Annotated in this window: 26 protein-coding genes; 10 read left to right on the forward strand and 16 right to left on the reverse strand. The window is 71.6% G+C overall.

What is annotated here, in order from left to right:
* Positions 1-2 precede the first annotated feature (2 nt).
* Positions 3-401, forward strand: coding sequence for a polymer-forming cytoskeletal protein (locus tag PKC53_RS03065; protein ID WP_324426179.1), 399 nt, complete (start codon positions 3-5; stop codon positions 399-401).
* Positions 402-423: 22 nt separating this feature from the next.
* Positions 424-798 (forward strand): iron-sulfur cluster insertion protein ErpA, encoded by a 375-nt coding sequence (gene erpA, locus PKC53_RS03070; protein ID WP_324426181.1) that lies wholly within the window; start codon positions 424-426, stop codon positions 796-798.
* Between the two features lie 310 nt (positions 799-1,108).
* Here erpA and PKC53_RS03075 read toward each other — a convergent pair whose 3' ends face one another.
* Complete coding sequence (locus tag PKC53_RS03075; RefSeq protein WP_324426308.1) at positions 1,109-2,239, reverse strand: anhydro-N-acetylmuramic acid kinase; 1,131 nt, start codon at positions 2,237-2,239, stop codon at positions 1,109-1,111.
* Between the two features lie 10 nt (positions 2,240-2,249).
* Entirely contained in the window at positions 2,250-3,584 is a 1,335-nt protein-coding gene (locus PKC53_RS03080; RefSeq protein WP_324426183.1) for a M23 family metallopeptidase, read from the reverse strand.
* Between the two features lie 266 nt (positions 3,585-3,850).
* On the opposite strand from PKC53_RS03080, the gene tyrS reads away from it, so the two are divergent.
* Positions 3,851-5,104 carry a tyrosine--tRNA ligase gene (tyrS, locus tag PKC53_RS03085; protein WP_324426185.1) on the forward strand — a complete coding sequence of 418 codons (1,254 nt, stop codon included), beginning with the start codon at positions 3,851-3,853 and terminating at the stop codon, positions 5,102-5,104.
* A 9-nt stretch (positions 5,105-5,113) separates the two neighbouring features.
* Here the strand turns inward: tyrS and PKC53_RS03090 are convergent, their stop codons facing one another.
* Entirely contained in the window at positions 5,114-6,577 is a 1,464-nt protein-coding gene (locus PKC53_RS03090; protein ID WP_324426187.1) for a glycosyltransferase family 39 protein, read from the reverse strand.
* Positions 6,578-6,610: 33 nt separating this feature from the next.
* Here PKC53_RS03090 and PKC53_RS03095 point away from each other — a divergent pair, with 33 nt between their 5' ends.
* Genes PKC53_RS03095 through PKC53_RS03120 form a run of 6 tightly spaced genes read left to right on the forward strand, consistent with a single transcriptional unit; the run spans position 6,611 to position 11,064 of the window.
* Entirely contained in the window at positions 6,611-7,633 is a 1,023-nt protein-coding gene (locus PKC53_RS03095; protein WP_324426189.1) for a glycosyltransferase family 2 protein, read from the forward strand.
* Positions 7,630-8,601 carry a lysylphosphatidylglycerol synthase transmembrane domain-containing protein gene (locus tag PKC53_RS03100; RefSeq protein ID WP_324426192.1) on the forward strand — a complete coding sequence of 324 codons (972 nt, stop codon included), beginning with the start codon at positions 7,630-7,632 and terminating at the stop codon, positions 8,599-8,601. The genes PKC53_RS03095 and PKC53_RS03100 overlap by 4 nt, the downstream gene beginning before the upstream one ends.
* 36 nt (positions 8,602-8,637) lie before the next feature.
* Entirely contained in the window at positions 8,638-9,324 is a 687-nt protein-coding gene (locus tag PKC53_RS03105; protein WP_324426194.1) for a hypothetical protein, read from the forward strand.
* Positions 9,321-10,211: a cation diffusion facilitator family transporter gene (locus tag PKC53_RS03110; RefSeq protein ID WP_324426196.1), complete on the forward strand. Its 891-nt coding sequence runs from the start codon at positions 9,321-9,323 to the stop codon at positions 10,209-10,211. The genes PKC53_RS03105 and PKC53_RS03110 overlap by 4 nt, the downstream gene beginning before the upstream one ends.
* Positions 10,211-10,651 (forward strand): D-aminoacyl-tRNA deacylase, encoded by a 441-nt coding sequence (gene dtd, locus PKC53_RS03115; RefSeq protein ID WP_324426198.1) that lies wholly within the window; start codon positions 10,211-10,213, stop codon positions 10,649-10,651. The genes PKC53_RS03110 and dtd overlap by 1 nt, the downstream gene beginning before the upstream one ends.
* 20 nt (positions 10,652-10,671) lie before the next feature.
* Positions 10,672-11,064 (forward strand): VOC family protein, encoded by a 393-nt coding sequence (locus PKC53_RS03120; RefSeq protein WP_324426200.1) that lies wholly within the window; start codon positions 10,672-10,674, stop codon positions 11,062-11,064.
* A 38-nt stretch (positions 11,065-11,102) separates the two neighbouring features.
* Here PKC53_RS03120 and PKC53_RS03125 read toward each other — a convergent pair whose 3' ends face one another.
* The 10 genes from PKC53_RS03125 to PKC53_RS03170 form a co-directional block, all read right to left on the reverse strand.
* Positions 11,103-11,492 (reverse strand): hypothetical protein, encoded by a 390-nt coding sequence (locus tag PKC53_RS03125; protein WP_324426202.1) that lies wholly within the window; start codon positions 11,490-11,492, stop codon positions 11,103-11,105.
* A 110-nt stretch (positions 11,493-11,602) separates the two neighbouring features.
* On the reverse strand, positions 11,603-12,568 hold the full coding sequence (locus PKC53_RS03130) for a tripartite tricarboxylate transporter substrate binding protein BugD (RefSeq protein WP_324426310.1): 966 nt from the start codon (positions 12,566-12,568) through the stop codon (positions 11,603-11,605).
* 121 nt (positions 12,569-12,689) lie between these two features.
* The gene (locus PKC53_RS03135; protein ID WP_324426204.1) at positions 12,690-13,955 is read right to left on the reverse strand and encodes an AMP-binding protein; all 1,266 of its coding nucleotides are present in this window, start codon (positions 13,953-13,955) and stop codon (positions 12,690-12,692) included.
* On the reverse strand, positions 13,948-14,244 hold the full coding sequence (locus PKC53_RS03140; RefSeq protein WP_324426206.1) for a hypothetical protein: 297 nt from the start codon (positions 14,242-14,244) through the stop codon (positions 13,948-13,950). The genes PKC53_RS03135 and PKC53_RS03140 overlap by 8 nt, the downstream gene beginning before the upstream one ends.
* Positions 14,245-14,382: 138 nt before the next feature.
* The gene (locus tag PKC53_RS03145) at positions 14,383-15,189 is read right to left on the reverse strand and encodes an ABC transporter ATP-binding protein (protein ID WP_324426208.1); all 807 of its coding nucleotides are present in this window, start codon (positions 15,187-15,189) and stop codon (positions 14,383-14,385) included.
* Positions 15,190-15,318: 129 nt separating this feature from the next.
* The gene (locus PKC53_RS03150; protein WP_324426210.1) at positions 15,319-16,653 is read right to left on the reverse strand and encodes an ABC transporter substrate-binding protein; all 1,335 of its coding nucleotides are present in this window, start codon (positions 16,651-16,653) and stop codon (positions 15,319-15,321) included.
* 114 nt (positions 16,654-16,767) lie between these two features.
* Positions 16,768-17,844, reverse strand: a complete 1,077-nt coding sequence (locus PKC53_RS03155; RefSeq protein WP_324426212.1) for a branched-chain amino acid ABC transporter permease — start codon at positions 17,842-17,844, stop codon at positions 16,768-16,770.
* Between the two features lie 88 nt (positions 17,845-17,932).
* Positions 17,933-18,862 carry a branched-chain amino acid ABC transporter permease gene (locus PKC53_RS03160; protein ID WP_324426214.1) on the reverse strand — a complete coding sequence of 310 codons (930 nt, stop codon included), beginning with the start codon at positions 18,860-18,862 and terminating at the stop codon, positions 17,933-17,935.
* Between the two features lie 9 nt (positions 18,863-18,871).
* Positions 18,872-19,702: an ABC transporter ATP-binding protein gene (locus tag PKC53_RS03165; protein WP_324426216.1), complete on the reverse strand. Its 831-nt coding sequence runs from the start codon at positions 19,700-19,702 to the stop codon at positions 18,872-18,874.
* Positions 19,699-21,633, reverse strand: coding sequence for an AMP-binding protein (locus PKC53_RS03170; RefSeq protein WP_324426218.1), 1,935 nt, complete (start codon positions 21,631-21,633; stop codon positions 19,699-19,701). Before PKC53_RS03170 ends, PKC53_RS03165 begins: the two co-directional genes overlap by 4 nt.
* Positions 21,634-21,779: 146 nt before the next feature.
* Here PKC53_RS03170 and PKC53_RS03175 point away from each other — a divergent pair, with 146 nt between their 5' ends.
* Positions 21,780-22,496 carry a Crp/Fnr family transcriptional regulator gene (locus PKC53_RS03175; RefSeq protein ID WP_324426221.1) on the forward strand — a complete coding sequence of 239 codons (717 nt, stop codon included), beginning with the start codon at positions 21,780-21,782 and terminating at the stop codon, positions 22,494-22,496.
* On the opposite strand, the gene PKC53_RS03180 is transcribed toward PKC53_RS03175, so the two are convergent.
* The 3 genes from PKC53_RS03180 to gspF all read right to left on the reverse strand — a co-directional run bounded on the left by PKC53_RS03180 (position 22,487) and on the right by gspF (position 25,791).
* Complete coding sequence (locus tag PKC53_RS03180; RefSeq protein ID WP_324426223.1) at positions 22,487-23,425, reverse strand: 5'-nucleotidase; 939 nt, start codon at positions 23,423-23,425, stop codon at positions 22,487-22,489. The two genes, PKC53_RS03175 and PKC53_RS03180, sit on opposite strands and share 10 nt — an antisense overlap.
* A 49-nt stretch (positions 23,426-23,474) precedes the next feature.
* Positions 23,475-24,470: an AAA family ATPase gene (locus PKC53_RS03185; RefSeq protein ID WP_324426224.1), complete on the reverse strand. Its 996-nt coding sequence runs from the start codon at positions 24,468-24,470 to the stop codon at positions 23,475-23,477.
* A gap of 112 nt (positions 24,471-24,582) precedes the next feature.
* The gene (gene gspF / locus PKC53_RS03190) at positions 24,583-25,791 is read right to left on the reverse strand and encodes a type II secretion system inner membrane protein GspF (protein ID WP_324426226.1); all 1,209 of its coding nucleotides are present in this window, start codon (positions 25,789-25,791) and stop codon (positions 24,583-24,585) included.
* Position 25,792 lies beyond the last annotated feature (1 nt).

Below are 25,792 nucleotides of genomic sequence, written 5' to 3' on the forward strand. Positions count from 1 at the left end.
CGATGTGGTTTTCCCGACGCAAGCAGCCGCCGATCCGCAGCCTGGTCGGCGAGGGCACGCAGGTGCGCGGCGAGTTGCGCTTCTGTGACGGTCTGCGCGTCGACGGCGAGATTCACGGCGACGTCGTCGCCGTCGGCGACGCGCCGAGCATCCTGGTGGTCAGCGAGAATGCCCGGGTCCATGGCAAGGTCAAAGCCGACCATGTGATCATCAACGGGTCTGTGACGGGGCCGGTCGAGGCGCGCGAGTTGGTCGAACTGCAACCGAAGGCGCGCATCGTCGGCGACGTGCGCTACGCAGCCCTCGAGATGCATCAGGGCGCGGTGATCGACGGCGAGTTGCGGCCGTTGAAGTCCGAGGAACGGGTGGCGTTGAAACTCGCCGCTTCAGGCCCAGGTTAGTTCTGTCTTGAATGGAGTACCGATGAACGCAGTTGCCGAGCAGGTCCAGGGTGTGAGCGAAGAGATGCCGGCACCGCTGGTGTTCACCGACAGCGCGGCCGAGAAGGTCAAGGAACTCGTCGACGAGGAGGGCAATCCCGACCTGAAGCTGCGCGTGTTCGTGCAGGGCGGCGGGTGTTCGGGCTTCCAGTACGGATTCACCTTCGACGAGGTGATCAACGAGGACGACACACAGATGACCAAGAACGGGGTCACGCTGCTGATCGACGCGATGAGCCTGCAGTACCTGCTCGGTGCCGAGATCGACTACAAGGACGACCTGCAGGGCGCGCAGTTCGTGATCAAGAACCCGAACGCCAACACCACCTGCGGTTGCGGGTCGTCGTTCTCGGTCTGATCGACTGCAGCCCCGCCGACGGCCGCCCACGGGCGGCCGTCGCGTTTCTGGCTCCCCGGTCCTGCACGACACCGCGTTCGACGGCATGCGCACTGCCCGCGACCGGCCACCGTCTTGAAGCTCGGGCCTCGACCACCGACACGTCGGCCACCGAGGGCGGCGACCCTGGTGCGCAAATACGGGGGCAGGGGCGCGGGCAGCCGGGTCCGGGGGGACATGGCGCGACAGGGGCCCGCCGGCCTCGGCACGCTCGACGCCCGCAGGCCGCGACCGATGGCCCGGGTCTTCGGTGGTCGATCGCAAACCCGCACTAGCGCGCCGGGTACAGCGCACCGAGCACGCGGGGTCCGCGCGCGCCGGTGACTTCCGGCCGGTTGCCCGGCTGACGCTGCAGGTGCGCGTGCGCGAGCCAGGCGAAGGCGGTGGCCTCGACCTGGGTGGCGCCGATGCCGAGCCGGTCGGCAGTGATCACGTCGACGTGCGGCAGTGCGCGCGACAGCACGTCGAGCAGGCGAACGTTGTGCGCGCCGCCGCCGCACACCACCAGCTGCGCCGTCCGCGGCGCGTGCCGCTGCAGGTCGTCGCCGACGACGCCGGCGGTCAGCGCGACCAGCGTGGCCTGCACGTCGGCGGCGCCCAGCGCGCCGAAGCGTGCCAGGCGTGCGTCCAGCCACGCCGCGTTGAACTGGTCGCGGCCCGTGCTCTTCGGCGGGGGCTGCGCGAAGAAGGGGTCGGCGCGCAAGGCTTCGAGCAGCACCGGTTCGACGCGGCCGCTCGCCGCCCAGCGGCCCTCGGCGTCGAAACGCTGGCCGGTGTGCCGCTCGCACCACAGGTCGAGCAGCACATTGCCCGGCCCGCAGTCGAATCCCGTGACGCGTCCGTCGGCGTGCAGCAGCGTCAGGTTGGCGAAGCCGCCGAGGTTGAGCACCGCGACGGCGGTGCCGGGACGCGCGAAGCGCGCCGCGTGGAACGCAGGCACCAGCGGCGCGCCCTGGCCGCCCGCGGCGAGGTCGCGACGGCGGAAGTCGCACACCACGTCGATGCCGGTCAGCTCGGCGAGCAGCGCGCCGTTGTCGATCTGCACCGTGAACGGCACCGCCTCGTCCGCCGCAGGTGGATGGTGGCGCACGGTCTGGCCGTGCGAGCCGATCGCGCGCACGGCGGCAGCGTCGGCACCGGCGTGCGCGAGCAGTTCGCCGACCAGGCGCGCGGCGAGTTCGACCATGCGCTGCGCCGCGCGCGCGGCGCGGGCGAGTTCGTCGCGGCCCGGCGTGTTCAGCGCCAGCAACTCGGCACGCAGGTCGTCGGGGTAGCCGGCGTGGCGGTGGGCGACGGTGGCGATGCGCAGCGCAGCCGCGTCGCCTTCGATGTCGGCCAGCACGGCGTCGATGCCGTCGAGCGACGTGCCCGACATCAGGCCGACGTACAGCGACATCGGCAGCCGGGCGGGTTCAGTCGCGGTCGAGCGCGGCGGTGGTGATCGAGCGCGCGACGTCGAGCTTGACGCGCGCGACCTGCGCCTGCTGCTCGAACCCGGCGCGCTCGCTGGCGGCCAGCGTCACTGCCTCCGACGACTTGGCGATGCGCATCGGGTCCTGGTGCACGCCGTTGACGTGGAACTCGAAGTGCAGGTGCGGCCCGGTGGCCCAGCCGGTCGCGCCGACGGCGCCCAGGTGCTGCCCCTGCGCGACGCGCTCGCCGCGCCTCACGTCGATGCGGCTGAGGTGCGCGTACAGCGTGGTGCGGTGGTTGCTGTGGCGCACGATGACGACGTTGCCGTAGCCGTTCTGCCGGCCGGCGAAGTCGACGACGCCGTCGCCGACCACGCGCACCGGGGTGCCGGTGGGCGCGGCGTAGTCGACGCCCTTGTGCGCGCGCAGGCGCTGCAGGATCGGGTGCATGCGCATCGCGAAACCCGATGTCACGCGCGAGAACTCGAGCGGGCTGGCGAGGAAGGTGCGGCGCTTGCTCTGCCCGTCGAACGCATAGTAGCCGCCGCGGCCGTCGCGGCCCTGGTACCACAGCGCCTGGTGCACGCGCCCGCCGTTGACGAACTCGGCGGCCAGCACGCGGCCGGTGCCCTGGTTCCAGACGATCGGCTCACCGTCGGCGGTCAGCGTCTCGTAGACCACGCTGAAGGTGTCGCCGCGGCGCAGTTCGCGGTGGAAGTCGATGTCGGTCGAGAAGATCTCGGCCACCTGAATCGCGATCGCATCGGCGATGCCGGCTTCCTCGGTGGCGGCGAACAGCGACGAGCGGATCGTGCCGCTGCCCACCCGCACCTGCGCCTCGAGCGGTGCGATCTCGGCGAAGGCGCGCCAGCCGTCGCCGTCGCGTTGCACCGTCAGGCGAGTGAAGTGGGTGCGCGCCTGGTCGCGCTCGGCCGGAAAGCGGGCCACCAGTTCGAGCAGCGTGCCGTCGCCGCGCGCCGTGGCGCTGACCAGCTTGCCCGGACGGCCCTCGAGCACGCGCCGCGCCGTGGCGTCGCGGCGCAGGAACGCCGACGCGTCGACGTCGGCGACGCCGAGGCGCTGCAGCAGGCTGTCGGCGGTGTCGCCGACGCGCGTGACCTGGCTGCGCGACAGCGCCAGCGAGTGGTCGGCCAGCGCCTCGAGCTGAGCCTCGAGCGGCAGCACGTCGATCGCCTCGCTGACCACGCGGCGCGGCAACTCGGCAGCGTCGGGCGCCAGCGGGGCGATGCCGAACGCGGCGGCGGCGAAGCCGACCAGACCGACGGCGACGCCGGCCATCAGGCCGCGGTGGTGCCTTGCGACGAATTGCTGCACGTCTGCAGTGCTGCGGTTCAACCAGCCCAACGGATCCACGAGTGCGGGCGGGGCCCAACGCCCCGGCGTCTGCGGCCGACACGCTCCGCAGGAGCGCGCGACACGGTGCAATAGGAAACTCCGGCCGACCGATAGAATTCGCCCGCCGGACCTTGCTCCGGTTGATTTTTTTCTGTGGCGGTCTGATGACCGCCGGCCAGTATATCCGGCCGAAAGTGGCCCCGAACCTGGGAAATGCCCGCTTTCGGTGCCACCGCCGAGCCATCATGTCAGCGCCTGTGTCCGCCGTTTCGCATCACGAGAAGCCGTCGTTTCCGGTGACCGAGCGCACGCGCGAGGCACTGGCGGTCAGCCGCCGCGGTTGCGAGGAACTGCTGCCCGAGTCCGACTGGCTGGCCAAGCTGGCGCGCGCCGAGGCCACCGGCCAGCCGCTGCGCATCAAGCTCGGGCTGGACCCGACCGCGCCCGACATCCACCTCGGGCACACGGTGGTGCTCAACAAGATGCGCCAGCTGCAGGACCTGGGGCACCAGGTGATCTTCCTGATCGGCGATTTCACGTCGACGATCGGCGACCCGTCGGGGCGCAACACCACGCGCCCGCCGCTGACGCGCGAGCAGATCGAGGCCAACGCGCAGACCTACTACGCGCAGGCGAGCATGGTGCTCGACCCGGCGCGCACCGAGATCCGCTACAACTCCGAATGGAGCGACGCGCTGGGCGCGCGCGGCATGATCCAGCTCGCCGCCAAGTACACGCTGGCGCGCATGCTCGAGCGCGACGACTTCGCCAGGCGCCTGAAGGGCGGCCTGCCGATCAGCGTGCACGAGCTGCTGTACCCCCTGATGCAGGGCTACGACTCGGTGGCGCTGAAGTCCGACCTCGAGCTCGGCGGCACCGACCAGAAGTTCAACCTGCTGGTCGGCCGCACACTGCAGGCCGAGTACGGGCAGGAGCCGCAGTGCATCCTGACGATGCCGCTGCTCGAGGGGCTCGACGGCGTCGACAAGATGTCCAAGAGCAAGGGCAACTACGTCGGCATCACCGAGCCGCCGGCGACGATGTTCGCCAAGCTGCTGTCGATCAACGACACGCTGATGTGGCGCTACTTCACGCTGCTGAGCTTCCGCAGCGAAGCCGAGATCGCGGCGCTGAAGGCCGAGGTCGACGCCGGGCGCAACCCGAAGGACGCGAAGGTGCTGCTGGCGCGCGAGATCACCGCGCGCTTTCACGGCACGGCGGCGGCCGACGCGGCGCAGGCCGACTTCGAGTTGCGCGCGCGCGGCGGCGTGCCCGACGACATCCCCGAGGTGCACCTGAGCGGCGCGCCGCTGGGCATCGGCGCGCTGCTCAAGCAGGCCGGGCTGGCGCCGTCGACCAGCGAGGCGATGCGCCTGATCGACGGCGGCGGCGTGCGCGTCGACGGCGGCGCGGTCGGCGACAAGGGCCTGAAGCTGGGCCCGGGCACCTTCGTCGTGCAGGTCGGCAAGCGCAGGTTCGCGCGCGTCACGCTGGCCTGACGCAGACGCTCAGCGCACCAGGGCGTAGGTGAAGCGCAGTGGCGTGGCCGTTGCGGGCGCCAGCGCCGGCGGCAGTGCCAGCGTGCGCGCCGCCTCGGCCGGCCGGCCCAAGACCGCCTCGATCGCATCCAGGCTGTCGCCGCGCGCGATCCACAGCGCCGCGGCGGGCGGCTCGCCGGCGTCGCGGCCGACGACGTGCACGCGCGCATGCGGGAACTGCAGCCGCAACACGCCGGCGAGGTGGCGGTCGTCGCTGACGATCGCCCCGCCGTCGAAACCGGCGTCGCGCAGCGACCCCGCCAGCGCGCGTGCCGGCACGTTCAGCTCGTCGGGGGTGTCGCGCCAGCCGTCCAGCGGCGCGCGCAGCGCGATCAGCGCCAGCACCAGCAGCGCCCAGCCGGCGAGCAGGCGGCGCAGCTGCCGCAGCCGCCGCGGCGTCGCGCCATGCGGTGCGCACGCGAAGAACGCCAGCGGGGCGAGGAACAGCAGCGGCTGCATCCAGCGGTCCTTGAACTGCGTCACCGCGCCGGCGAGCACCAGCACCAGCAGCAGCAACGCCAGCGCCGCCAGGTAGCGGCGCAGCAGCCCGCAGCCCCGCCCCGGCGCGGGCGCTTCGGCCACCGTGGCGCGTCGAACGAACAGCGCCAGCAGCACCAGCCACAGCGGCGTGAGGAAGCTCAGCACCGCGAGCGCACCGCTGCCCAGCCCGCGCGCGACGCCCTCGGCCCACGGCAGCGGCGCGTCGGCGCCCATCTTCGCCAGCGTGCCCTGCGTGGCCTGTTCCAGGTGCGTCGCGAGCCACACGCCGTGCGGCAGCACGACGAGCAGCGCCAGCGCCAGCGCCGCGGCCGTCCAGCGTGTGACCAGCAGTGCGCGCGTGTCGGGCGCCGCGAGCAGCGCGAGCAGCAGCGCCGTGGCGAACACGGCGTAGCTGTACTTGGCGAGCACGCCGAGCCCGACGGCCAGCCCGAGCGCCAGGTAGCGCACCGGGTTGGCCCGCTGGCGCAGCGCCAGCACCAGCCACAGGGTCGCCGCCGCGGCCGTCGTGCACACCACCGAATGGGTCAGGTCGCGCTGCGACTCCCAGCCGATCTGCGGGATCAGCAGCATGCTCGCCGATGCCAGCGCCGCCAGCGGCGCCGGCACCAGCGTGCGCGCGGCGAGGAAGGTGAACAGGTAGGTCAGCGCGAGCAGCGTGTTCTTCAGCAGCGCCAGCGACGCCACCGACACGCCGAGCACCTGGAACACCGCCCACTGCAGCCAGGTGTACAGCGGCGGCTGCGTGCCGTAGCCCAGCGCGAGCCGCTGCGTCCACAGCACCTGCTCGGCCTCGTCGAGCTCGAGCCCGTCGCCGAGCGCCACACGCAGCAGCGCGTGCGCCGCGAAGTAGGCACACAGCGCAACCCACCAGCCGCCGGCCAGCGGCTGGTCGTTTCGAGCGGTCGCCGGCCAGGGCGGGGCAGGGTGCGGCACGGCGCGCAGCATAGCGGCGGGCAGAATGCGCGCATGCCGCTGCCTGCGCCCGTGTTGCCGCCGAACGACGTCGCCGCGGCCCCGCCCGACGTGTCGATCGTGATCCCGGTGTTCAACGAGGTCGACAACCTGCGCGAGCTCGTCGAGCGTGTCGGCGCGGCGATGGCGCCGAGCGGCTACCGCTTCGAGCTGATCGCGGTCGACGACGGATCGACCGACGGCAGCGCCGAGCTGCTCGGGCGGCTCGCGCGCGATCACGGCTGGCTGCGCGCGGTACCGCTGGCGCGCAACTACGGCCAGTCGAGCGCGCTGCAGGCGGGTTTCGACCGCGTGCGCGGGCGCTACGTCGTCACGCTCGACGCCGACCTGCAGAACGAACCGCTGGACATCCCGCTGCTGCTGCAGCGCCTGGAGGCCGACCCAGGCGTCGACATGGTGTCGGGCTGGCGCCGCGAGCGCCAGGACGCCGCGCTGTCGCGCCGCTTGCCCAGCCGCATCGCCAACCGCCTGATCTCGCGCGCCACGCGCGTGCCGCTGCACGACTACGGTTGTGCGCTGAAGGCGTACCGGCGCCACATCATCGACCGCATCCGGCTGTACGGCGAACTGCACCGCTTCATCCCGTCGCTCGCGCGCGACGCCGGCGCGCGCATCGCCGAGATGCCGGTGCGCCACCACGCGCGCACGCGGGGGCAGAGCAAGTACGGCATCGACCGCACGTTCCGCGTGATCCTCGACCTGGTGCTGATCGTGTTCTTCATGCGCTACCGGCAACGCCCGCTGCACGCCTTCGGCGGGCTCGGCCTGTGGCTGGCCACGCCGGGGGTGCTGGTGCTGGCGTACCTGCTGGTGCTCAAGCTCGGCGGCGAGGACATCGGCGGGCGTCCGCTGCTGCTGGCCGGCGTGATGCTCGTGCTGATCGGCGCCCAACTGATCGTCGCCGGGCTGACCGGCGAGATGCTGATGCGCGTCTACCATGAAGGGCAAGGTCGCCCGCAGTACCACGTGCGTGCCGACGGCGACCGCCCGACGCGCGACGCGGAGCGCGGCGGTTGAGCCCGCCGGCGCGCGCCGTCGCGCGTGTCGCGGCCGCGGCGCTGCTGCTGGCGCTGCTGCTGTGGTGGGTCGACCCGCGCGCGCTGTGGCTCGCGCTGCGCGGCGCCGACCCGGGCTGGCTGGCGCTCGGGCTGGCCAGCGCGGTGGCGGCCAACGCCGCATCGGCGCTGCGCTGGTGGGCGCTGGCGCGCTGGCTCGGGTCGACGGTGCGTGCCGGCTGGGCGCTGGCGGCGTACTTCCGCGGCGTGGCGATCAACGCGCTGCTGCCCGGCGCGGTGGTCGGCGGCGATCTGTACCGTGCTCAGGCGCTGTCGCGCCGCGGCCTGCCGCTGCTCGAGGCCGGCGTGTCGGTGCTGGTCGACCGCGTCGGCGGCCTGTGCTTGCTGGTCGTGATCGGCGCGCTCGGCGCCGCGTACGGGCTGGCGCAGGCCGACGCGGTGGCGGCGTTGCTCGCCGCGTCGGGCCAGCGCGCCGGCGCGGTCGTCGGCCCGGCGGCGCTGGCCGCGGGCGCCGTCGTGGCGTTGCTGCTGCCGGTGCCGCTGCTGTGGGCCTGGCAGCGCGCCGGCTCGCGGGCGTCGACCGCCGCGGCGACGCGGCGGCGCGGGATCGCCAAGCTGGTGCCACTCGTGCGCCGCCCGCGGCTGCTGGCGCAGTACGGTGTGCAGGTGATCGCCTCGACGGCGGTGCAACTGCTGTCGATCGGCACGCTGGCCTGCGGCGGCGCGGCGCTCGGCGTCGCGCTGCCGTACTGGGCCTGGGCGGCGGCGGCGGTGCCGGTGTTCCTGATGGCCACGCTGCCGGTGAGCTTCGGAGGCTGGGGCACGCGCGAGGCCGCGGCGGTGCTCGCGCTGGGCGCGTTCGGCGTCGCGGCGCCGCAGGCGGTGGCGGCGGCGATGCTCTACGGCGCCGCGGCGCTGGTGCAGGCGGTCGCCGGGCTGGCGCTGCTGGTCGGGGGTGCGCGCGAATGAGCCGACAATCGAGGCCATGTGCCGCGCGCTGACCGCATGCCCACGCCGCCCGCTTCGCGGCTGACCCGCCCGTCGGCTGCGGTCGCGCTGGTGGCCGCGCTGGGGGTCGTCGCGCTGATGATCGGTGCGCTCGCGTCGCCGCCGCGGGTGCAGGCGCTGATGTCCGAGCAGGGGCCGTTCGAGACGGTTGCCGCGGCGGGCTACTTCGTCGCCGCGCTGGCGCTGCTGGCGCTGCGCGACGCGCGCCAGCCGCTGGCGCTGTGGCTGGCGCTGGCGATCGTGATGACGGCGTTCGGCCTGCGCGAGCTCGACCTGCACAAGGCGTGGACCGAGATCAGCGTGCTCAAGTCGCGCTTCTGGATCGGCGCGCAGCCGCTGACGCACAAGGCGGCGGCGCTGGCGGTGCTGGCGCCGGTGGCCTGGGCGCTGTGGTGGCTGGCGCGGCATCGCGGCGCCACGCTGTGGCGCGCGCTGCGCGAGCGCCACCCGGTGGCCGTGACCGCGGCGGTGTTCCTGGTGACGCTGGTGCTGACCAAGGCGGTCGACCGCGGCGTGAACATCCTCTCCGACGACCTCGGCGTCGCGGTGTCGGCGCGCGCGCGTGCGCTGGGGCTGGCGTTCGAGGAAGTGCTGGAGATGGCGCTGGCGCTGCTGGTGCTGCTGGGGCTGGGGCAGCACCGCGCGCTGGCGCGTCGCACCGCGGCGCCACCCGACGCCGGATGAGCGCCGCCGCCTACCTGAAGATCTCGGTCGCCGTCGCGCTGGCGACGATCGCGCTGAAGACCGGCGCCTGGTGGCTGACCGGCTCGGTGGGCCTGCTGTCGGACGCGCTCGAGTCGCTGGTCAACCTGGCCGGCGCCAGCTTCGCGCTGCTGATGGTCACGCTGGCGGCGACACCGCCCGACGACGAGCACCCCTACGGCCACCACAAGGCCGAGTATTTCTCGAGCGGCTTCGAGGGCGTGCTGATCCTGGTGGCCGCGCTGGCGATCATCTGGGCCGCGGTGCAGCGGCTGCTCGCGCCGCAGCCGCTCGAGCAGCTGGGCTGGGGCACGGCGCTGTCGCTGGCGGCCACGGCGCTGAACGGCTCACTGGCCTGGGCGATGCTGCGCAAGGCGCACGAGCACCGTTCGATCGCGCTCGAGGGCGACGCGCGCCACCTGATGACCGACGTCTGGACCTCGATCGGCGTCGTCGCCGGCGTGCTCGTCGCCGGCGCTACCGGCTGGCTGTGGCTCGACCCGCTGCTCGCCATCGCGGTGGCGCTGAACATCGCGCGCGAGGGCGTGTCGCTGATCCGCCGTTCGGCCGACGGGCTGATGGACCGCGCGCTCGAACCCGAGGTGCTGGCGCAGATCGACCAGGTGCTCGCCGGCTTCGCGCACCGCACGATCCGCTTCGACCACGTCGTCACGCGCCGCGCCGGCCAGCGCCGCTTCGTCGACCTGCACATGCACATGCCGGCGCAGTGGTCGCTGGGCCGCGCCGCGGCGCTGCGCAACTCGGTCGAACTGGCGCTGATGAGCGCGGTGCCGGGGTTGCGCGCGACGATCCAGCTGCTGCCCAGCGACGTCGAGGCGCACGCCGGCGACGCCGAGGACGCGATCTGATGCTGGCGCTGGTGCAGCGTGTCGCGCAGGCCCGCGTCGTCGTCGACGCGCGCGTCGTCGGCGAGATCGGCGCGGGGCTGCTGGTGTTCGTCTGCGCCGAGCCTGCCGACACCGACGCGCACGCGCAGCAACTGGTCGACAAGCTGCTCAAGCTGCGCATCTTCGGCGACGCCGCCGGGCGCATGAACCGCAGCGTGCGCGACGTCGGCGGTGGGCTGCTGATCGTCAGCCAGTTCACGCTCGCTGCCGACACCCGCGGCGGCAACCGGCCGAGCTTCACCGGCGCCGCGCCGCCCGACCAGGGCCGACGCCTGTACGAGCGCGTGCTCGATCTCGCGCGTGCCGCGCATCCGCTGGTGGGCGCCGGCGAGTTCGGTGCGGCCATGCAGGTGTACCTGGTCAACGACGGGCCGGTGACGATCCCGCTGGTGCTGCGCTGACGCCACGCCGGCCGCCGACGATGATCAGCTACGTGACCCTGGGCAGCGACGACCCCCCGCGCCTGGCGCGCTTCTACGATGCGGTGCTCGCGCCGCTGGGCCAGCGGCGCTGCCACACCGACGACACCTACGTCGGCTGGGGCCCCGGTGGCGCCGACGATGCACCGGCGTCGCTGTGGCTGTGCCGCCCGTTCGACGGCGGCCGGGCCTCGGTCGGCAACGGCACGATGGTCGCGCTGCACGCGGTCACGCGTGCGCAGGTGCACGCGGTGCACGCGACGGCGCTGACGCATGGTGCGCACGACGAAGGCGCGCCGGGGCCGCGGCCGCACTACGGCCCCCACTTCTACGCCGCCTACTTCCGCGACCCCGAGGGGCACAAGATCGCGGTGGTCTGCCGCGCGGCGCGCTGAGCCGGCCACGGCGTCTTCGGCGCGGGTGCGCGGCGGCGTCAGTCGGGGTGCAGCCAGTCGCGCAACGCGAGCCCGGGCCGGGCGCCGAGCGCGGCCGCGGCGGCGTTGACGTGCGAGAGCACGCCGTGCTGCAGCGTCGAGCGCGCGTTGCCGATGCACGCGCTGTCGTGCGACACCGCGCAGGCGGCGACATCCTGCGCATCGAGCAGCGCCAGCGCGGCGATGCCGGCGCCGTCCTTGCCGACGCCGGCGTCGTTGAACACCGCCAGAGCGACGCGCGCCTGCAGCGCGAAACGCCCGGCGCTGAGCCCGCCGTGCGAACCGCTGACGACCACCGCGCCTTCGGCGCGGCCGACCGCCTCGGTGATGCTGTCGAGCACGTACAGTGCCCGGCGCACACCGCCGACAACGACGAAAGCGTCATCCACGCGGGCGGCCGCGGTGCCTGCATCGTTGCCGAGCGGGGTCACGCCGTGGCCCGTGAGGACGCGCCCGACGCCGGCCGGGTGGAAGCGCCGAAGGCGCTTCGGGCGGGTCGTCAGTCGGCGTACTGCCCGGCGGCCTTGATCGCCGCGCCCCACTTGTCGATCTCGGCGGCGACGAACTTCTTGTGGCCGGCCGGTGTCACGCGGTCGTCGGTGACGATCACCGCGCCCAGCGCTTCCTGGCGCTTGATGAACTCGGGGTCCTTCAGCGCCTCGCGCATTGCCGCGTTGACCTTGTCGACCACCGCCTTCGGCGTGCCCTTGGGCGCGTACAGGCCGTGCCAGATGCTCACGTTGAAGCCCTTCAGGCCGGCTTCGTCGAGCGTCGGCAGGTTCTTCAGCGCCGGCGTGGTGAGCCGGCTGGTCGTCGTCACCGCGTAGGCCTTGACCTTGCCGCCCTCGATCTGCGGCGTGGTGTTGGTGGTCTGGTCGCACATGATGTCGACCTGGCCGCCGATCAGGTCGGTCATCGCCGGCGCCGTGCCCTTGTACGGCACGGTGGTCATCTCCATCTTCAGGCTCTGCTGGAACAGCAGCCCGCACAGGTGCGACGCGGCGCCGAGCCCGGCGTTGGCGAGGTTCACCTTGCCCTTGTTGTCGCCCAGCCACTTGACCAGCTCGGCGTAGTTGTTGGCCGGCAGCGTCGGGCGGCCGATCAGCGTCATCGGCACGTCGTTGATCATGCCCAGGTACTCGAAGTCGTCGAGCGTCTTGTACGGCAGGTTGCGGTACAGCGACGCCGAGGTCGACATGCCGATGTGGTACAGCAGCAGCGTGTGGCCGTCCGGCGCCGCCTTGGCGACTTTGTTCGCCCCGAGCGTGCCGCCGGCGCCGCCGACGTTCTCGACGACGATCGACGCGCCACCCAGCGGCTTGCGCAGCGCCTCGGCGAAGTCGCGCGCGACCTTGTCGGTGGGCCCGCCGGCGGCGAACGGCACGACGATCGTGATCGGCTTGTCGGGGTAGGCGAACGCGGCACCCGCGGCCAGCGCCAGCGTAGCGAACAGGGTCTTCTTCAGCATCGGGGGTCTCCAGGGCGAGTTGGTCCAACGGTCAATGCTAGCGACGCGGCCCGCCGTCGCGCCGCGGGAACTACGTAGGGGCGATCCCGCATCGCGGCGCCGCAGCCGCAGCGCCGGCTCACGCGTAGCGGCGCGCGTCGTCGATGACCTTGCCGTCGTTGGCCAGGCTGCCCGGTGCGACGATCCGCACGTCGCCGCGCAGCTTGGTGACGTCGCGGATCGTCGCCGCGAGTGCCTGCACCAGCGCCGCGGGTGCGGCGGCGACCTCGGCGTGCAGCGTCATGCGGTCGTCGGCCATTTCGCCTTCGATCACCAGTCGCGCCCGCGCCACTTCCGGGTGGCGCCTGACGATCTCGGCGACCTGGCTCGGGTGCACGAACATGCCTCGCACCTTGGCGGTCTGGTCGGCGCGGCCGAGCCAGCCGCGGATGCGGCGGTTCGTGCGCCCGGTCGGGCAGCCGCCCGGCAGCACCGCCGACAGATCGCCGGTGCCGAAGCGGATCAGCGGGTAGTCGGGGTTCAGCGTGGTCACGACGACCTCGCCGACCTCGCCGTCGGGCACCGGCTCGCCGGTGCCCGGGCGCACGATCTCGACCAGCACGCCCTCGTCGAGCACCAGCCCCTCGCGTGCCGTCGTCTCGTAGGCGATGAGGCCGACGTCGGCGGTGCCGTAGCTCTGGTAGCCCTCGACGCCGCGCGCGCGCAGCGCGTCGCGCAGCGCCGGCGGGAACGCCTCGCCGCCGACCGAGGCGCGGGTCAGGCTGGGCAGGCGCACGCCGAGCTCGTCGGCCTTCTCGAAGACGATGCGCAGGAAGCTCGGCGTGCCGGCGTAGGCCCGTGGCCGCAACTCGGCCATCGCCTGCAGCTGCAGTTCGGTGTTGCCGACGCCGCCCGGGAACACGGTGCAGCCGATCGCGTGCGCGCCGGTCTCGACCATCGAGCCGGCCGGCGTGAGGTGGTAGCTGAAGCTGTTGTGCACCAGGTCGCCGGCGCGCACGCCGGCGGCGAACAGCGCGCGGCCGAAGCGCCAGTAGTCGCGCGCCTCGCCTTCGGGCTCGTAGATCGGCCCGGGCGACTGGAACACGCGTCGTGCCGTGCGCACGCTGCCCAGCGTCGCCCAGCCGACCGCGGCGAAGCCGCCGAACGGGTCGCCCCCGGCTTCGCGCGCGGCCTTCTGCCGCGCGAGCAGTTCGCTCTTGCGCGTCACCGGCAGCGCGGCCAGCGCGTCCCGCGAGCGCACCGCGCCGGCGTCGACGCCGGCCAGGATCTGTGCGAACGCCGCGGTGGCCTGCGCACGCGCGACCTGCGCCGGCAGCGCCGCGAGCAGGGTGGCCTCGCGCTCGCCGGGTTCGCGCGTCTCCAGCGCGTCGTAGTACTCACTCATCGCGGTCGCTCCAGGCGGCGAGTTGCTTCTTCACGTGGGCCACGAAATCGCGCACGTCGGCGCCGGACTTCAGCGTCCGCGCCTGCCACTCGGGGCTGGTGCGCGACGGCTTGCGCACCAGCGCCGCCGCGATCGTCGCGCCGTCGACGGCGACCCTCGCGATCGCGACGCCGCGGCGCTCGAAGCGCCCCTCGCGCTCGGCCAGCCCGAGCTCGCGCAGGCTGCGCTTCAGGCCGGCCAACGCTTCATCGGCCTTGAACGGCGGCGCGAAGCCCCAGTCGTCACTCATGGCCGCCTTTTCTCGCGCCACGAGCGGCGGCGTTCAAGCCAAGGGCGACCCGGTCAGGCGGCCGCCGCGGATCCGGCTTCGCCGGTCCGCTGGCGGCGCCCCCCCCGGGGGGAGGCGCCGTAGGCGCTTCGGGGGGGATCATGACAACCAGCGTTTGCGGCGCTTGTAGCTCTTGACGTCGCGGAAGCTCTTGCGGTCGCCGCCGCCCATGCCCAGGTAGAACTCCTTGACGTCCTCGTTCTCGCGCAGCGCTTTGGCCTCGCCGTCCATGACGATGCGCCCGTTCTCGAGGATGTAGCCGTAGTCGGCATAGCGCAGCGCCATGTTGGTGTTCTGCTCGGCGAGCAGGAAGGTCACGCGTTCCTTGGTGTTGAGGTCCTTGACGATCTCGAACACCTCCTCGACGATCTGCGGCGCCAGGCCCATGCTCGGCTCGTCGAGCAGCACCATCTTCGGGTTGGCCATCAGCGCGCGGCCGATCGCGCACATCTGCTGCTCGCCGCCCGAGGTGTAGGCGGCCTGCGACGTGCGACGCTGCTTCAGGCGGGGGAAGTACGTGTAGACCTTGTCCAGCGTCTGCGCCACCGCGGCCTTGCCGTCGCGGCGCGTGTACGCGCCGGTCATCAGGTTCTCCTCGATGGTCAGGTGAGCGAAGCAGTGGCGGCCTTCCATCACCTGGATCACGCCGCGGTCGACCATCTCGGCGGTCGACAGCCTCTCGATGCGCTCGCCGCCGTACTCGATCGAGCCCTTGGTGACCTCGCCGCGCTCGCCGGCGAGCAGGTTGCTCACCGCGCGCAGCGTCGTCGTCTTACCCGCGCCGTTGCCACCGAGCAGCGCGACGACGCCGCCCTCGGGCACCTGCAGCGACACGCCCTTGAGCACGAGGATCACGTGGTTGTAGATGACCTCGATGCCGTTGACGTTGAGGAGGATGTTCGACATGGTCCGGCGCCGGTTGCAGGCGGCCGCCGCGGATCCGGCTTCGCCGGGCCGCTGGCGGCGCCCCTTGGGGACCGAAAGGGCCCCTTCGTGTCCCATCGGCGAGGCGGCGCGAGCCGCCTCGCCGGAGGGTCAGGACTGGCAGTCCGCCGCGGTGCGCGGCGTGATCTTCTTCTCCGCGGCGTACTTGGCCGCCGTGGCCTTGACCAGCGGCTTGAGGATGGCCTCGTCGGCCTGGTACCAGTCCGACGTGAACTGCCACGCCTTGCCGTCCCAGGTGTGGATGCGCGCCCAGGCCGGCCCCATGTGATCGGCGCAGGTGGTCGACACCGGCCGCATCACCTCGGCGAAGCCCAGCGCCTCGAGCTTCTTCGCGTCCAGCGAGAGGTTCTCCAGGCCCCAGCGGGTCTGCTCGGCGGTCATCCACTTGCCCTTGCCGTAACGCTCCTGCGCGCGCTTGACGCCCTCGACGGCGAGCATCGCGCTCATCGCGCCGCGCATGTACAGCACCGAGCCGACCTCTTCCTTCGGGCCCGTGCCCTGGCCCTTGTCGTGCACCATCGCCAGGATGTCCTTCGTGACCTTGGCGTTGGGGTGCGCGCCGTGCTGCATCGCCAGGCCGTTGTAGCCCTTGGCGGCCTCGCCGAGGTCCTTCACGTCGGGCTCGGCGGCCGACCACCACACACCGTACATCTTCTCGCGCGGGAATCCCGTGGCCTGCGCCTCCTTCAGCGCCACCGAGTTCATCACGCCCCAGCCCCACAGGAACACGTAGTCGGGCCGGGACTGGCGGATCTGCAGCCAGGTCGCCTTCTGCTCGACCCCGGGGTGCGTGACCGGCAGCAGCTGCAGGTCGAAGCCGTGCGCCCTGCTGCGCTCCTGCAGCAGCGCGATCGGCTCCTTGCCGTACGGGCTGTCGTGGTAGACGAGCGTGATCTTCTTGCCCTTGAGCTTGTCGAAGCCGCCCTCCTTCTTCGCGATGTGCTGCACCAGCACGTCGGCGCCGACCCAGTAGGTGCCGGCCAGCGGGAAGTTCCAGCCGAACACCAGGCCGTCCTGCGACTCGCTGCGTCCGTAGCCGGCGGTGATCAGCGGGATCTTGTCGACCGGGGCCTTGTCGGTGAGCGCGAAGGTGATGCCGGTGGACAGCGGCTGGAACAGCGTCGCGCCGCCGTGCTTGCCCTTCAGGCGCTCGTAGCACTCGACGCCCTTGGCGGTGTCGTAGCCGGTCTCGCACTCCTCGTAGACGATCTTCACGCCGTTGATGCCGCCCTTGGCGTTGACCAGCTTCAGGTAGTCGGCGTAGCCGTTGGCCCACGGCGCGCCGTTCGGGCCGTAGGGCCCGGTGCGGTACGGCAGGCCGGGGAAGAACTGCTCCTTCGCCTGCGCGAACGCAGGCGTGGCGCCGAACAGCGAGGCACCTGCCGCCGCGACCGCGACGGCTGCTGCAAGGGACTTCAGTTTCATGTCTACCTCCAGTGGTCTAGAGAAAAGCGCACTTGTCGGTGCACGGTGTCGTCGCTGGGTGGCGGCGCATTCGGATGAAGGGCATCGTCGATCTCGGGGGTTTCGACGGCGGTCTCAGTGCGGGAACGGCCACAGGCGCAGCTTCTCCTTGCCGATCGACCACAGCCGCGCGAGGCCGTGCGGCTCGACGATGAGGAAGAACACGATCAGGCTGCCGAAGATCATGAAGACGATGTGCGAGACGGTCGCCGTGTTGATCGGGATGCCGAGCAGCGATCCCATGGCCGGCAGCAGCTGGTCGAGCACGATCGGCAGCAAGACGATGAACGCGGCGCCGAAGAAGCTGCCCATCACCGAGCCGAGCCCGCCGATGATGATCATGAACAGCAGGTCGAACGAGCGGTTGATGTTGAACGCCGCCGGCTCCCACGAGCCGAGGTAGATGAAGGCCCACAGCGCGCCGGCCACACCGATGATGAACGAGCTGACGGCGAACGCGGTGAGCTTGGCGTACACCGGCCGGATGCCGATCACCGCGGCGGCGACGTCCATGTCGCGGATCGCCATCCACTCGCGGCCGATGTGACCGCGCACCAGGTTCTTCACCAGCAGCGCGAACACCGTCACCAGGGCCAGGCAGAACAGGTACTTCTCCTGCGGCGTGGCCACCGGCAGGCCGAACACGCTGAGCCCGGCGACCGACACCGACCCGGACGGCGAGTGGTTGGTGAACCAGCCGATGCGCAGGAAGGCCCAGTCGACGAAGAACTGCGCGGCCAGCGTGGCCACCGCGAGGTACAGCCCCTTGATGCGCAGCGACGGGACGCCGAACACGACACCGACGCCGGTGGCGAGCAGGCCGCCGAGCAGCACCGCCACGAGCATCGGCATGCCCTCGACGCGCACGAAGAAGTTGTACGCCGCGTAGGCGCCCACCGCCATGAACGCGCCGGCGCCCAGCGAGATCTGGCCGCAGTAGCCAACCAGCACGTTCAGCCCGAGCGCGGCCAGCGACAGGATCAGGAACGGGATCAGGATCGCGCGCAGCAGGTACTCGTCGGCCAGCAGCGGCACCGCGACGAACGCGACCGCCAGCAGGATCGCGATGGTCCAGCGATCCTGCCGGATCGGGAAGATCTGCTGGTCGGCGCGGTAGCTGGTCTTGTACTGGCCGTTTTCTCGGTAGAACATGGATGTCTCGTTGATCTTTCGGCTTCGGCCCGCTTCGCTTAACTTGCCTGCGGCAAGTTGGCCTTCGCCGAAGAATCATTGCCCGCGTTCATACGCGGTCAATGATCTTTTCGCCGAACAGGCCCTGCGGACGCACCAGCAGGAACGCGAGCGCGAGCACGTAGGCGAACCAGATCTCGATGCCGCCGCCGAGCATCGGCCCGATGTAGACCTCGGACAGCTTCTCGCCCACGCCGATGATCAGCCCGCCGACGATCGCGCCGGGCACCGAGGTCAGCCCACCGAGGATCACCACCGGCAGCGCCTTCAGCGCGACCAGGCTCAGCGAGAACTGCACGCCCAGCTTGCTGCCCCAGATGATGCCGGCCACCAGCGCCACGAAGCCGGCGACGCTCCAGACGATCACCCAGATGCGGTTGAGCGGGATGCCGATCGACTGCGCCGCCTGGTGGTCGTCGGCCACCGCGCGCAGCGCGCGGCCGGTGGCGGTCTTCTGGAAGAACAGGCTCAGCAGCGCAACCAGCGCGGCGGCGATCACCGCGGCGTACAGGTCTTCCTTGTTGATCAGCACGCCGCCCTCGAACAGGCTCTCGAACAGGAAGATCGGGTCCTTCGGCAGGCCGACGTCGATCTTGTAGATGTCGCTGCCGAAGATGGTCTGGCCGAAGCCGTCGAGGAAGTAGGTGATGCCCAGCGTGGCCATCAGCAGCGTGATGCCCTCCTGGTTGACCAGCCGGCCGAGCACCAGCTTCTCGACCAGCCAGGCAACGACGATCATCACCGCCATCGCGGCGACGAACGCCAGCAGGTTGGCCAGCAGCTTGCTGTCGAAGCCCAGCAGTGCCGGGAACCACTCCGAGAAGCGCGCCATCGCGAGCGCCGCGAACAGCACCATCGCGCCCTGCGCGAAGTTGAACACCCCGCTGGCCTTGAAGATCAGCACGAAGCCCAGTGCGATCAGCGAGTACAGCATGCCGGCCATCAGGCCGCCGAACAGGGTCTCGATGAAGAATCCCATGGCCAGCCTTCAGTGGGAGGTGCCCAGGTAGGCGCTGATCACGTCGGGGTTGCTGCGCACCTCGTCGGGCGTGCCGTCGCCGATCTTCCTGCCGTAGTCGAGCACGACGACGCGGTCGCTGATGTCCATCACGACGCCCATGTCGTGCTCGATCAGCACGACGGTGGTGCCGTACTCGTCGTTGACGTCGAGGATGAAGCGGCTCATGTCCTGCTTCTCCTCGACGTTCATGCCGGCCATCGGCTCGTCGAGCAGCAGCACCTGCGGCTCCATCGCCAGCGCACGGCCCAGGTCCACGCGCTTCTGCAGGCCGTAGGGCAGGCGGCCGACCGGCGTCTTGCGGTAGGCCTGGATCTCGAGGAAGTCGATGATCTTCTCGACGAAGGCGCGGTGCTCGGTCTCCTCGCGCTCGGCGGCGCCCCAGCGGATCGCTTGCTGGAAGAGGTTCGACTTCATGCGCAGGTTGCGCCCGGTCATGATGTTCTCGAGCACGCTCATGCCCTTGAACAGCGCCAGGTTCTGGAACGTGCGCGCCACGCCCATCTCGGCGACCTGACGCGAGTTCATGTGGCTGAAGGTCTTGCCGCGGAACGTGATCGATCCCTCCTGCGGCTGGTACACGCCGTTGATGCAGTTGAGCATGCTGCTCTTGCCGGCGCCGTTGGGCCCGATGATCGCGCGCACCTCGTGCTCGCGCACGTCGAAGCTGATGTCGGTCAGCGCCTTCACGCCGCCGAAGCGCAGCGAGATGTTCCTCACCTCGAGGATCACGTCGCCGACGCGGCGCTGGCGCGCGCCGGCGTCGACGCGCGCGTCCGACGCTGCCGCGGCGTCGTTCAAGCCGCCCTCCGCAGTGCCGGATACGTCTTGGCGTCGACGATCCTCAGCGTCGCCGACACGCTGCCGGTGCGCCCGTCCTCAAACTTGACCTGCGTCTCGATGTACTGCTCGCTCTTGCCGCCGTACATCGCGTCGACGAGCACCCGGTACTTGTCGCCGATGTAGCCGCGGCGCACCTTGCGCGTGCGCGTGAGCTCGCCGTCGTCGGCGTCGAGCTCCTTGTGCAGCACCAGGAAGCGGCTGATCTGGCTGCCGGCGAGCTTGTCGTCGGCGGCGAGGTCGGCGTTGACCTTCTCGACGCACTCGCGGACCAGTTCGAGCACCTCCTTCTTGCACGCGAGGTCGGTGTAGCCGGCGTACGGCAAGTTGCGTCGCTCGGCCCAGTTGCCCACCGCCTCGAAGTCGATGTTGACGAAGGCGCAGACCTTGTCGCGCTGGTCGCCGAAGGCCACCGCCTCCTTGATGTGCGGGAAGAACTTGAGCTTGTTTTCGATGTACTTGGGCGCGAACATCGCGCCGTCGGCCATGCGGCCGACGTCCTTCGCGCGGTCGATGATCTTCAGGTGTCCCCCGGCGTCGAGGAAACCGGCGTCGCCGGTGTGGTACCAGCCGTCGGGCGTGAGCACCTCGGCGGTGGCCTCGGGGTTCTTGTAGTACTCCTTCAGCAGCCCGGCCGACTTGACGAGGATCTCGCCGTTGTCGGCGAGCCTGATCTCGACGCCCTCGATCGGCACGCCCACCGTGTCGGCCTTGGCCTCGTGGTCGGGCTGCAGGCAGACGAATACCGCGGTCTCGGTGCTGCCGTACAGCTGCTTCAGGTTGATGCCGATCGAGCGGTAGAAGGTGAACAGGTCGGGGCCGATCGCCTCGCCGGCGGTGTAGGCCACGCGCACGCGGCTGAAGCCCAGCGTGTTGCGCAGCGGGCCGTAGATCAGCAGGTTGCCCAGCGCGTAGTTCAGCCGGTCGAACGTGCCCACGGGCCTGCCGTCCATGCGCGCCGGGCCGACGCGTCTGGCCAGCTCCATGTACCTGTGGAACAGCCAGCGCTTGATCGCGCCGGCGTCCTCCATGCGGATCATCACGCTGGTCAGCAGCGCCTCGAAGATGCGTGGCGGCGCGAAGTAGTAGGTCGGCCCGATCTCCTTCAGGTCGATCGTCACCGTGCTCGACGACTCGGGGCAGTTGACCACGTAGCCGCAGGCCAGCCACTGGGCGTAGCTGAAGATGTTCTGCCCGATCCACGCCGGCGGCAGGTAGGCGAGCACCTCCTCGTGCTCGGTCAGCCTGTCGAAGCGCGCGCCGGCGCTGGCGCGGTCGAGCAGCGTGAAATGCGTGTGCACCACGCCTTTCGGGTTGCCGGTGGTGCCCGAGGTGAAGAACATCGCCGCGACGTCGTCGGCGCGCCCCTTGGCGACCTCGTCGTCGAACAGCCGCGGGTGCTGCTTGTCGTGCTCGGCGCCGGCGGCGAGCAGCACGTCGAGCGACGCCAGCCCTGGCTCGGCGTAGTTGCGCAGCCCGCGCGGGTCGTCGTACCAGATGCGCGCCAGCTGCGGGCACTGCGCGCGGATCTCGAGCATCTTGTCGACCTGCTCCTGGTCCTCGACGATCGCGAAGTCGACCTCGGCGTTGCGGATCGGGTAGACGAACTCCGCCGCCACCGCGTCCTGGTACAGCGGCACCGGCACGGCGCCGAGCGCCTGCGAAGCCAGCATCGCGGCGTACAGGCGAGGGCGGTTCTCGCCGACGATCACGATGTGGTCGCCGCGCTTCAGCCCGGCCTGCTCGAGCCCGCAGGCGAGCTGGCGCACCAGCGTCGCCAGCGCGGCCCAGGTCAGCGTCTGCCAGATGCCGTACACCTTCTCGCGCAGCGCCGGCGCCTGCGGGCGCTTGACGGCGTGCTCGAGCAACAGGCGGGGGAACGTGGCGGTCACTGCGGTCTCCTGCGGACGAGGGGCAGGGGCGCGTGGGCACCCCGGGACCGTGGCGTCCTGAGGGGTCCGATTCTGGGAACATGTTTGACGCCGGGTTGTCGTTGCGACGACAATCTGCGGGCTTGTCCTATGCGGCTTTTCCCGAGGTGAGATCCGGCGTCGTGCCGGCAACGGCGCTGCTGGCGCGCTCGCGCGCGCCGCATGCCGTCGAGCTGCGCAGCATCCCGTGGCTGCGCACGCTCGACCGCGTCGAGCGTGCGCGTGCCGAGGCCGACCTGCGCGTGGTCGACGTCGAGGTCGGCGAGTACGTGTGCCGGGTCGGCCGTCCGGTGACCTACTGGTTCGGGCTGATCGACGGGCTGCTGAAGATGAGCAACGACAGCGCGCTGGGCCTGCCGATGACCTTCACCGGGCTGCCCCCCGGCGGCTGGTTCGGCGAAGGCACGGTGCTCAAGCACGAGCCGTACCGCTACAACATCCAGGCGCTGCGGCGCAGCGTGGTCGCCGGGCTGACGGTGGCCACCTTCGACTGGCTGCTCGACCGCAGCATCGGCTTCAACCGCTTCGTGATGATGCAACTCAACGAACGGCTGGGCCAGTTCATCGGCGCGCGCGAGATCGACCGCCTGACCGAGCCTGACCAGCGCGTCGCGCGCAGCCTGGCCGCGCTGTTCCACCCGGTGCTGTATCCGGGGGTCGGCGAGCTGCTGCGCATCACGCAGCAGGAGCTGGGTTACCTCGTCGGGCTGTCGCGTCAGCGTGTCAACGTCGCCCTCGGGCACCTGCAGCAGCAGCAGCTGATCCGCATCGAGTACGGCGGCGTGCGCGTGATCGACCTCGAGCGGCTGCGCCGCTACGGCTGAGCGCCGCGCAGGGGGGCGGCGTCGGGCGTCGGGTTCGCGACCCCGGCCGCGACGTGCCCGGCGGGCACGTGCGACGCCGCGTGCTCGACGTGGCCGGTCTGGTCGTCGAAGAAGAAGTCGGGCTCGAACTCGCGCAGGAACTCGCCCTTCGGCAGGCCGCCGAGGAACATCGCCTCGTCGACGTCGATGCGCCAGTCCATCAGCGTGCGGATCGCGCGCTCGTGCGCCGGCGCGCTGCGCGCGGTGACCAGCGCGGTGCGGATGCGCATGCGCGGCGCCGGCTGCTGCTGCAGCCGGTGCAGCGCCTCGAGCAACGGCTTGAACGGCCCCGGCGCCAGCGGCGTCGCGGCGCGCGCGTGCTCGTGGTCGTGGAACGCGTCGATGCCGCCGCTGCGGAACACCCGCTCGGCCTCGTCGGAGAACAGCACCGCGTCGCCGTCGAAGGCGATGCGCACTTCGTGTGGGTGGCGCTGCGACGCGCGCGCGCTGTGCGGGTACACGCGCGCGGCCGGCACGCCGGCGGCCAGCGCGGCGCGCACGTCGGCCTCGTTGGCCGACAGGAACAGGTTGGCCTTCAGCGGGCGCAGGTAGCGCCACGGGCTCTCGCCGCGGGTGAACACGCCGCGGTCGATCGCCAGCGCGTAGTGGCGCGCCGAGCGGAACACGCGCAGCCCCGACACCGGGTCGTTGCGCGACAGCACGACCACCTCGACGCGCTCGCGCTCGGCGCCATCGGCGTTGAACGCCAGCAGCTTGTGCACCAGCGAGAACGCGACGCCCGGCGGAGCGGGTTCGTCGAGCCGCGCCAGCTGCAGCTGCATGTAGGCGCGGTCGTCGCCGGCCTCGAAGACGCGGTTCTCGTCCTCGAAGTCGAACAGCGCGCGCGACGAGATCGCGACGACGAGTCGACCTTCGAGGGACGCGGGCATGCGGCCGATGGTAAGCCGCCGCGCGGCACCGGCCCGCGGCGGCGCGGGCTCAGTGCACGAACCCGATCGGCGCGCGCTTGGCGCCCGCCTCGGGCAGGTCGCGCACCTCGACGGCGTCGCGGCCGTCGAGCCGGGCGTTGCCGAAGGCGGTCATCCACGCGCGGCGCATCTCGCGCGGCGCCAGCTCGGCCATGCGCTCGAGCACCGCGTCGACCGGCTGCGGGTCGAAACGCTCGCCCCACGCGTGGGCCTGCCGGATGCCCGCGTACAGCCGCAGCGCGATCGTGCGCGCCGCGTCGCGGTCGGGCATCTGCACCTCGAACACGTTCATGCGGTTGAGGATCGGTTCGGGGATCGCGCGCTCGTCGTTGGCGGTGGCGACCCAGATCACCTGGCTGGCGTCGATCGCGACCTCGGCGAACTCGTCGGTGAAGTGGTGCGCGGTGTCGTGCTCGAGCAGGCTGTACAGCGCGCCCAGCGGGTCGTAGGCGTGTTCGCCGCGCGCCTTGTCGATTTCGTCGACGACCATCACCGGGTTGGCGTAGTTGCCGTCGACCAGCGTCTCGAACACCTTGCCCGGGCGTGCCCCCTTCCACTGGCTGGAGGCGCCCGAGAGCACCCATCCGGCGGTCAGCGAGCTCATCGAGACGAAGCCCAGCCCGGTGCCCAGCAGCTGCGCGACCTCGCGCGCGAAGTGCGTCTTGCCGACGCCGGGCGGGCCCAGCAGCAGCATCGGCGTGATCTCGAGCGCATCGCGGCTGTCGTGGCACAGCGCGAGCTGGCGCTTCACGTCGTCGAGCGCCGGGTGGAAGTTCGGCAGCTCGTCGTACAGGTGGTCCATCGCCAGCAGCCCGGCCGGCTTGACCTGGAAGCGCTCGGGGCCCTTTTCGAGCATGCGCTCGTACGTGGCACGCAGCGACTCGTGCTCCTTCGGCGGCAGCTTGGCCAGCCGCTTCTCGACGTCGCCGACGCGGTAGACGTTGCGCATCTGGGCGATCGGGATCGCCGGGCGGTCGACCGGAACCAGTTCGTGCGACGACGACATGCACACCTCCAGACCATGCACACGTGCCTATGATTCAAGCAAACCGGGGTGGGTTTCAACCCCGGAGCAACGGGGGAATTCCCGACAACTGGCCGCAAGGTGCGCGCCGGGCTCAGCGCACCCAGGTGTTGAGCTGGATGATCGGCAGCAGCACGGCGAGCACGATCAGCATCACCAGCACGCCCATCACGACGATCAGAAGCGGCTCGAGGATCGTCGCCAGCGCCAGCGCGCGGCGCTGCACTTCGGCGCCCTGCTGGCCGGCGGCGCGCTGCAGCATCTGCGGCAGTGTGCCGGTCTGTTCGCCGAGGCGCGCGAACATCGCCAGCAGGCCGGGAAAACGCTTCTTCGCGGCCAGCGCCGCGGCCAGCGGTGCGCCTTCGCGCACCTGCACCAGCGCGTCCATCGCGTCGGCGCGCATCGCGCGGTTGCCCAGCGTCTCGGCGGCGGCCTGCAGCGCCTTGAGGATCGGCACGCCGGCGCCGGCGAGCATCGCCAGCGTGCCGGCGAAGCGCGCCGCGTTGTAGCCGCGCGCCAGGCGCCCGACCAGCGGCAGCTTCAGCCAGCCGGCGTCGAACCGCTCGCGGAACGCGTCGCTGCGCAGCGCCAGCACCAGCGCCGCGCCGCCGGCGGCCAGCGCCAGCAGCACCAGCCAGCCCCAGTGGCGCACGAAGTCGCTGACCGCCAGCATCGCCACCGTCAGCGCCGGCAGCGCGCGCTTCGAACCGGCGAACACGCTGGCCACCTGCGGCACGACGTAGGTGACGAGGAACACCACGATCGCCACCGCGATCACCGAGACGATCGCCGGGTACAGCGTCGCGCCGACCAGCTTGGCCTTGAGCGCCTGGCGCGCCTCGAGGTCGTCGGCCAGGCGTTCGAGCACCGCGCCGAGCGCGCCGCTGTGCTCGCCGGCGGCGACCACCGCGCGATAGACGTCGTCGAACTCGCGCGGCGCCGCGGCCAGCGCGCGCGCGAACGTGCTGCCGGCGTTGACCTCGGCGCGCAGGTGCGCCACCAGCTCGCGCTGGCGGGTGTCGTCGGCTTCGTCGGCGAGCGCGGTCAGCGCGCGCTCGAGCGGCAGTCCCGAGGCGACCAGGCCCGCGAGCTGGCGCGTCCACACCGCCAGCGTGGTCGCGCCGAACACGCGCCGCCCGAAGCGCACCGCGCGCGCGTCGCCGGCGGCCACCGGCGCCACCGCCAGCGGCACCAGCGCCTGCGCGCGCAGCTGGGCGCGCGCGGCCTTCGCGTTGTCGGCCTCGAGCAGGCCGGTGGTCGGCTTGCCGGCGGCGTCGAGCGCCTCGAACCTGTATGCGGGCATC

It is taken from the genome of Azohydromonas sp., from assembly GCF_035325925.1.
In the GTDB taxonomy this organism is placed as follows: domain Bacteria; phylum Pseudomonadota; class Gammaproteobacteria; order Burkholderiales; family Burkholderiaceae_C; genus Calidifontimicrobium.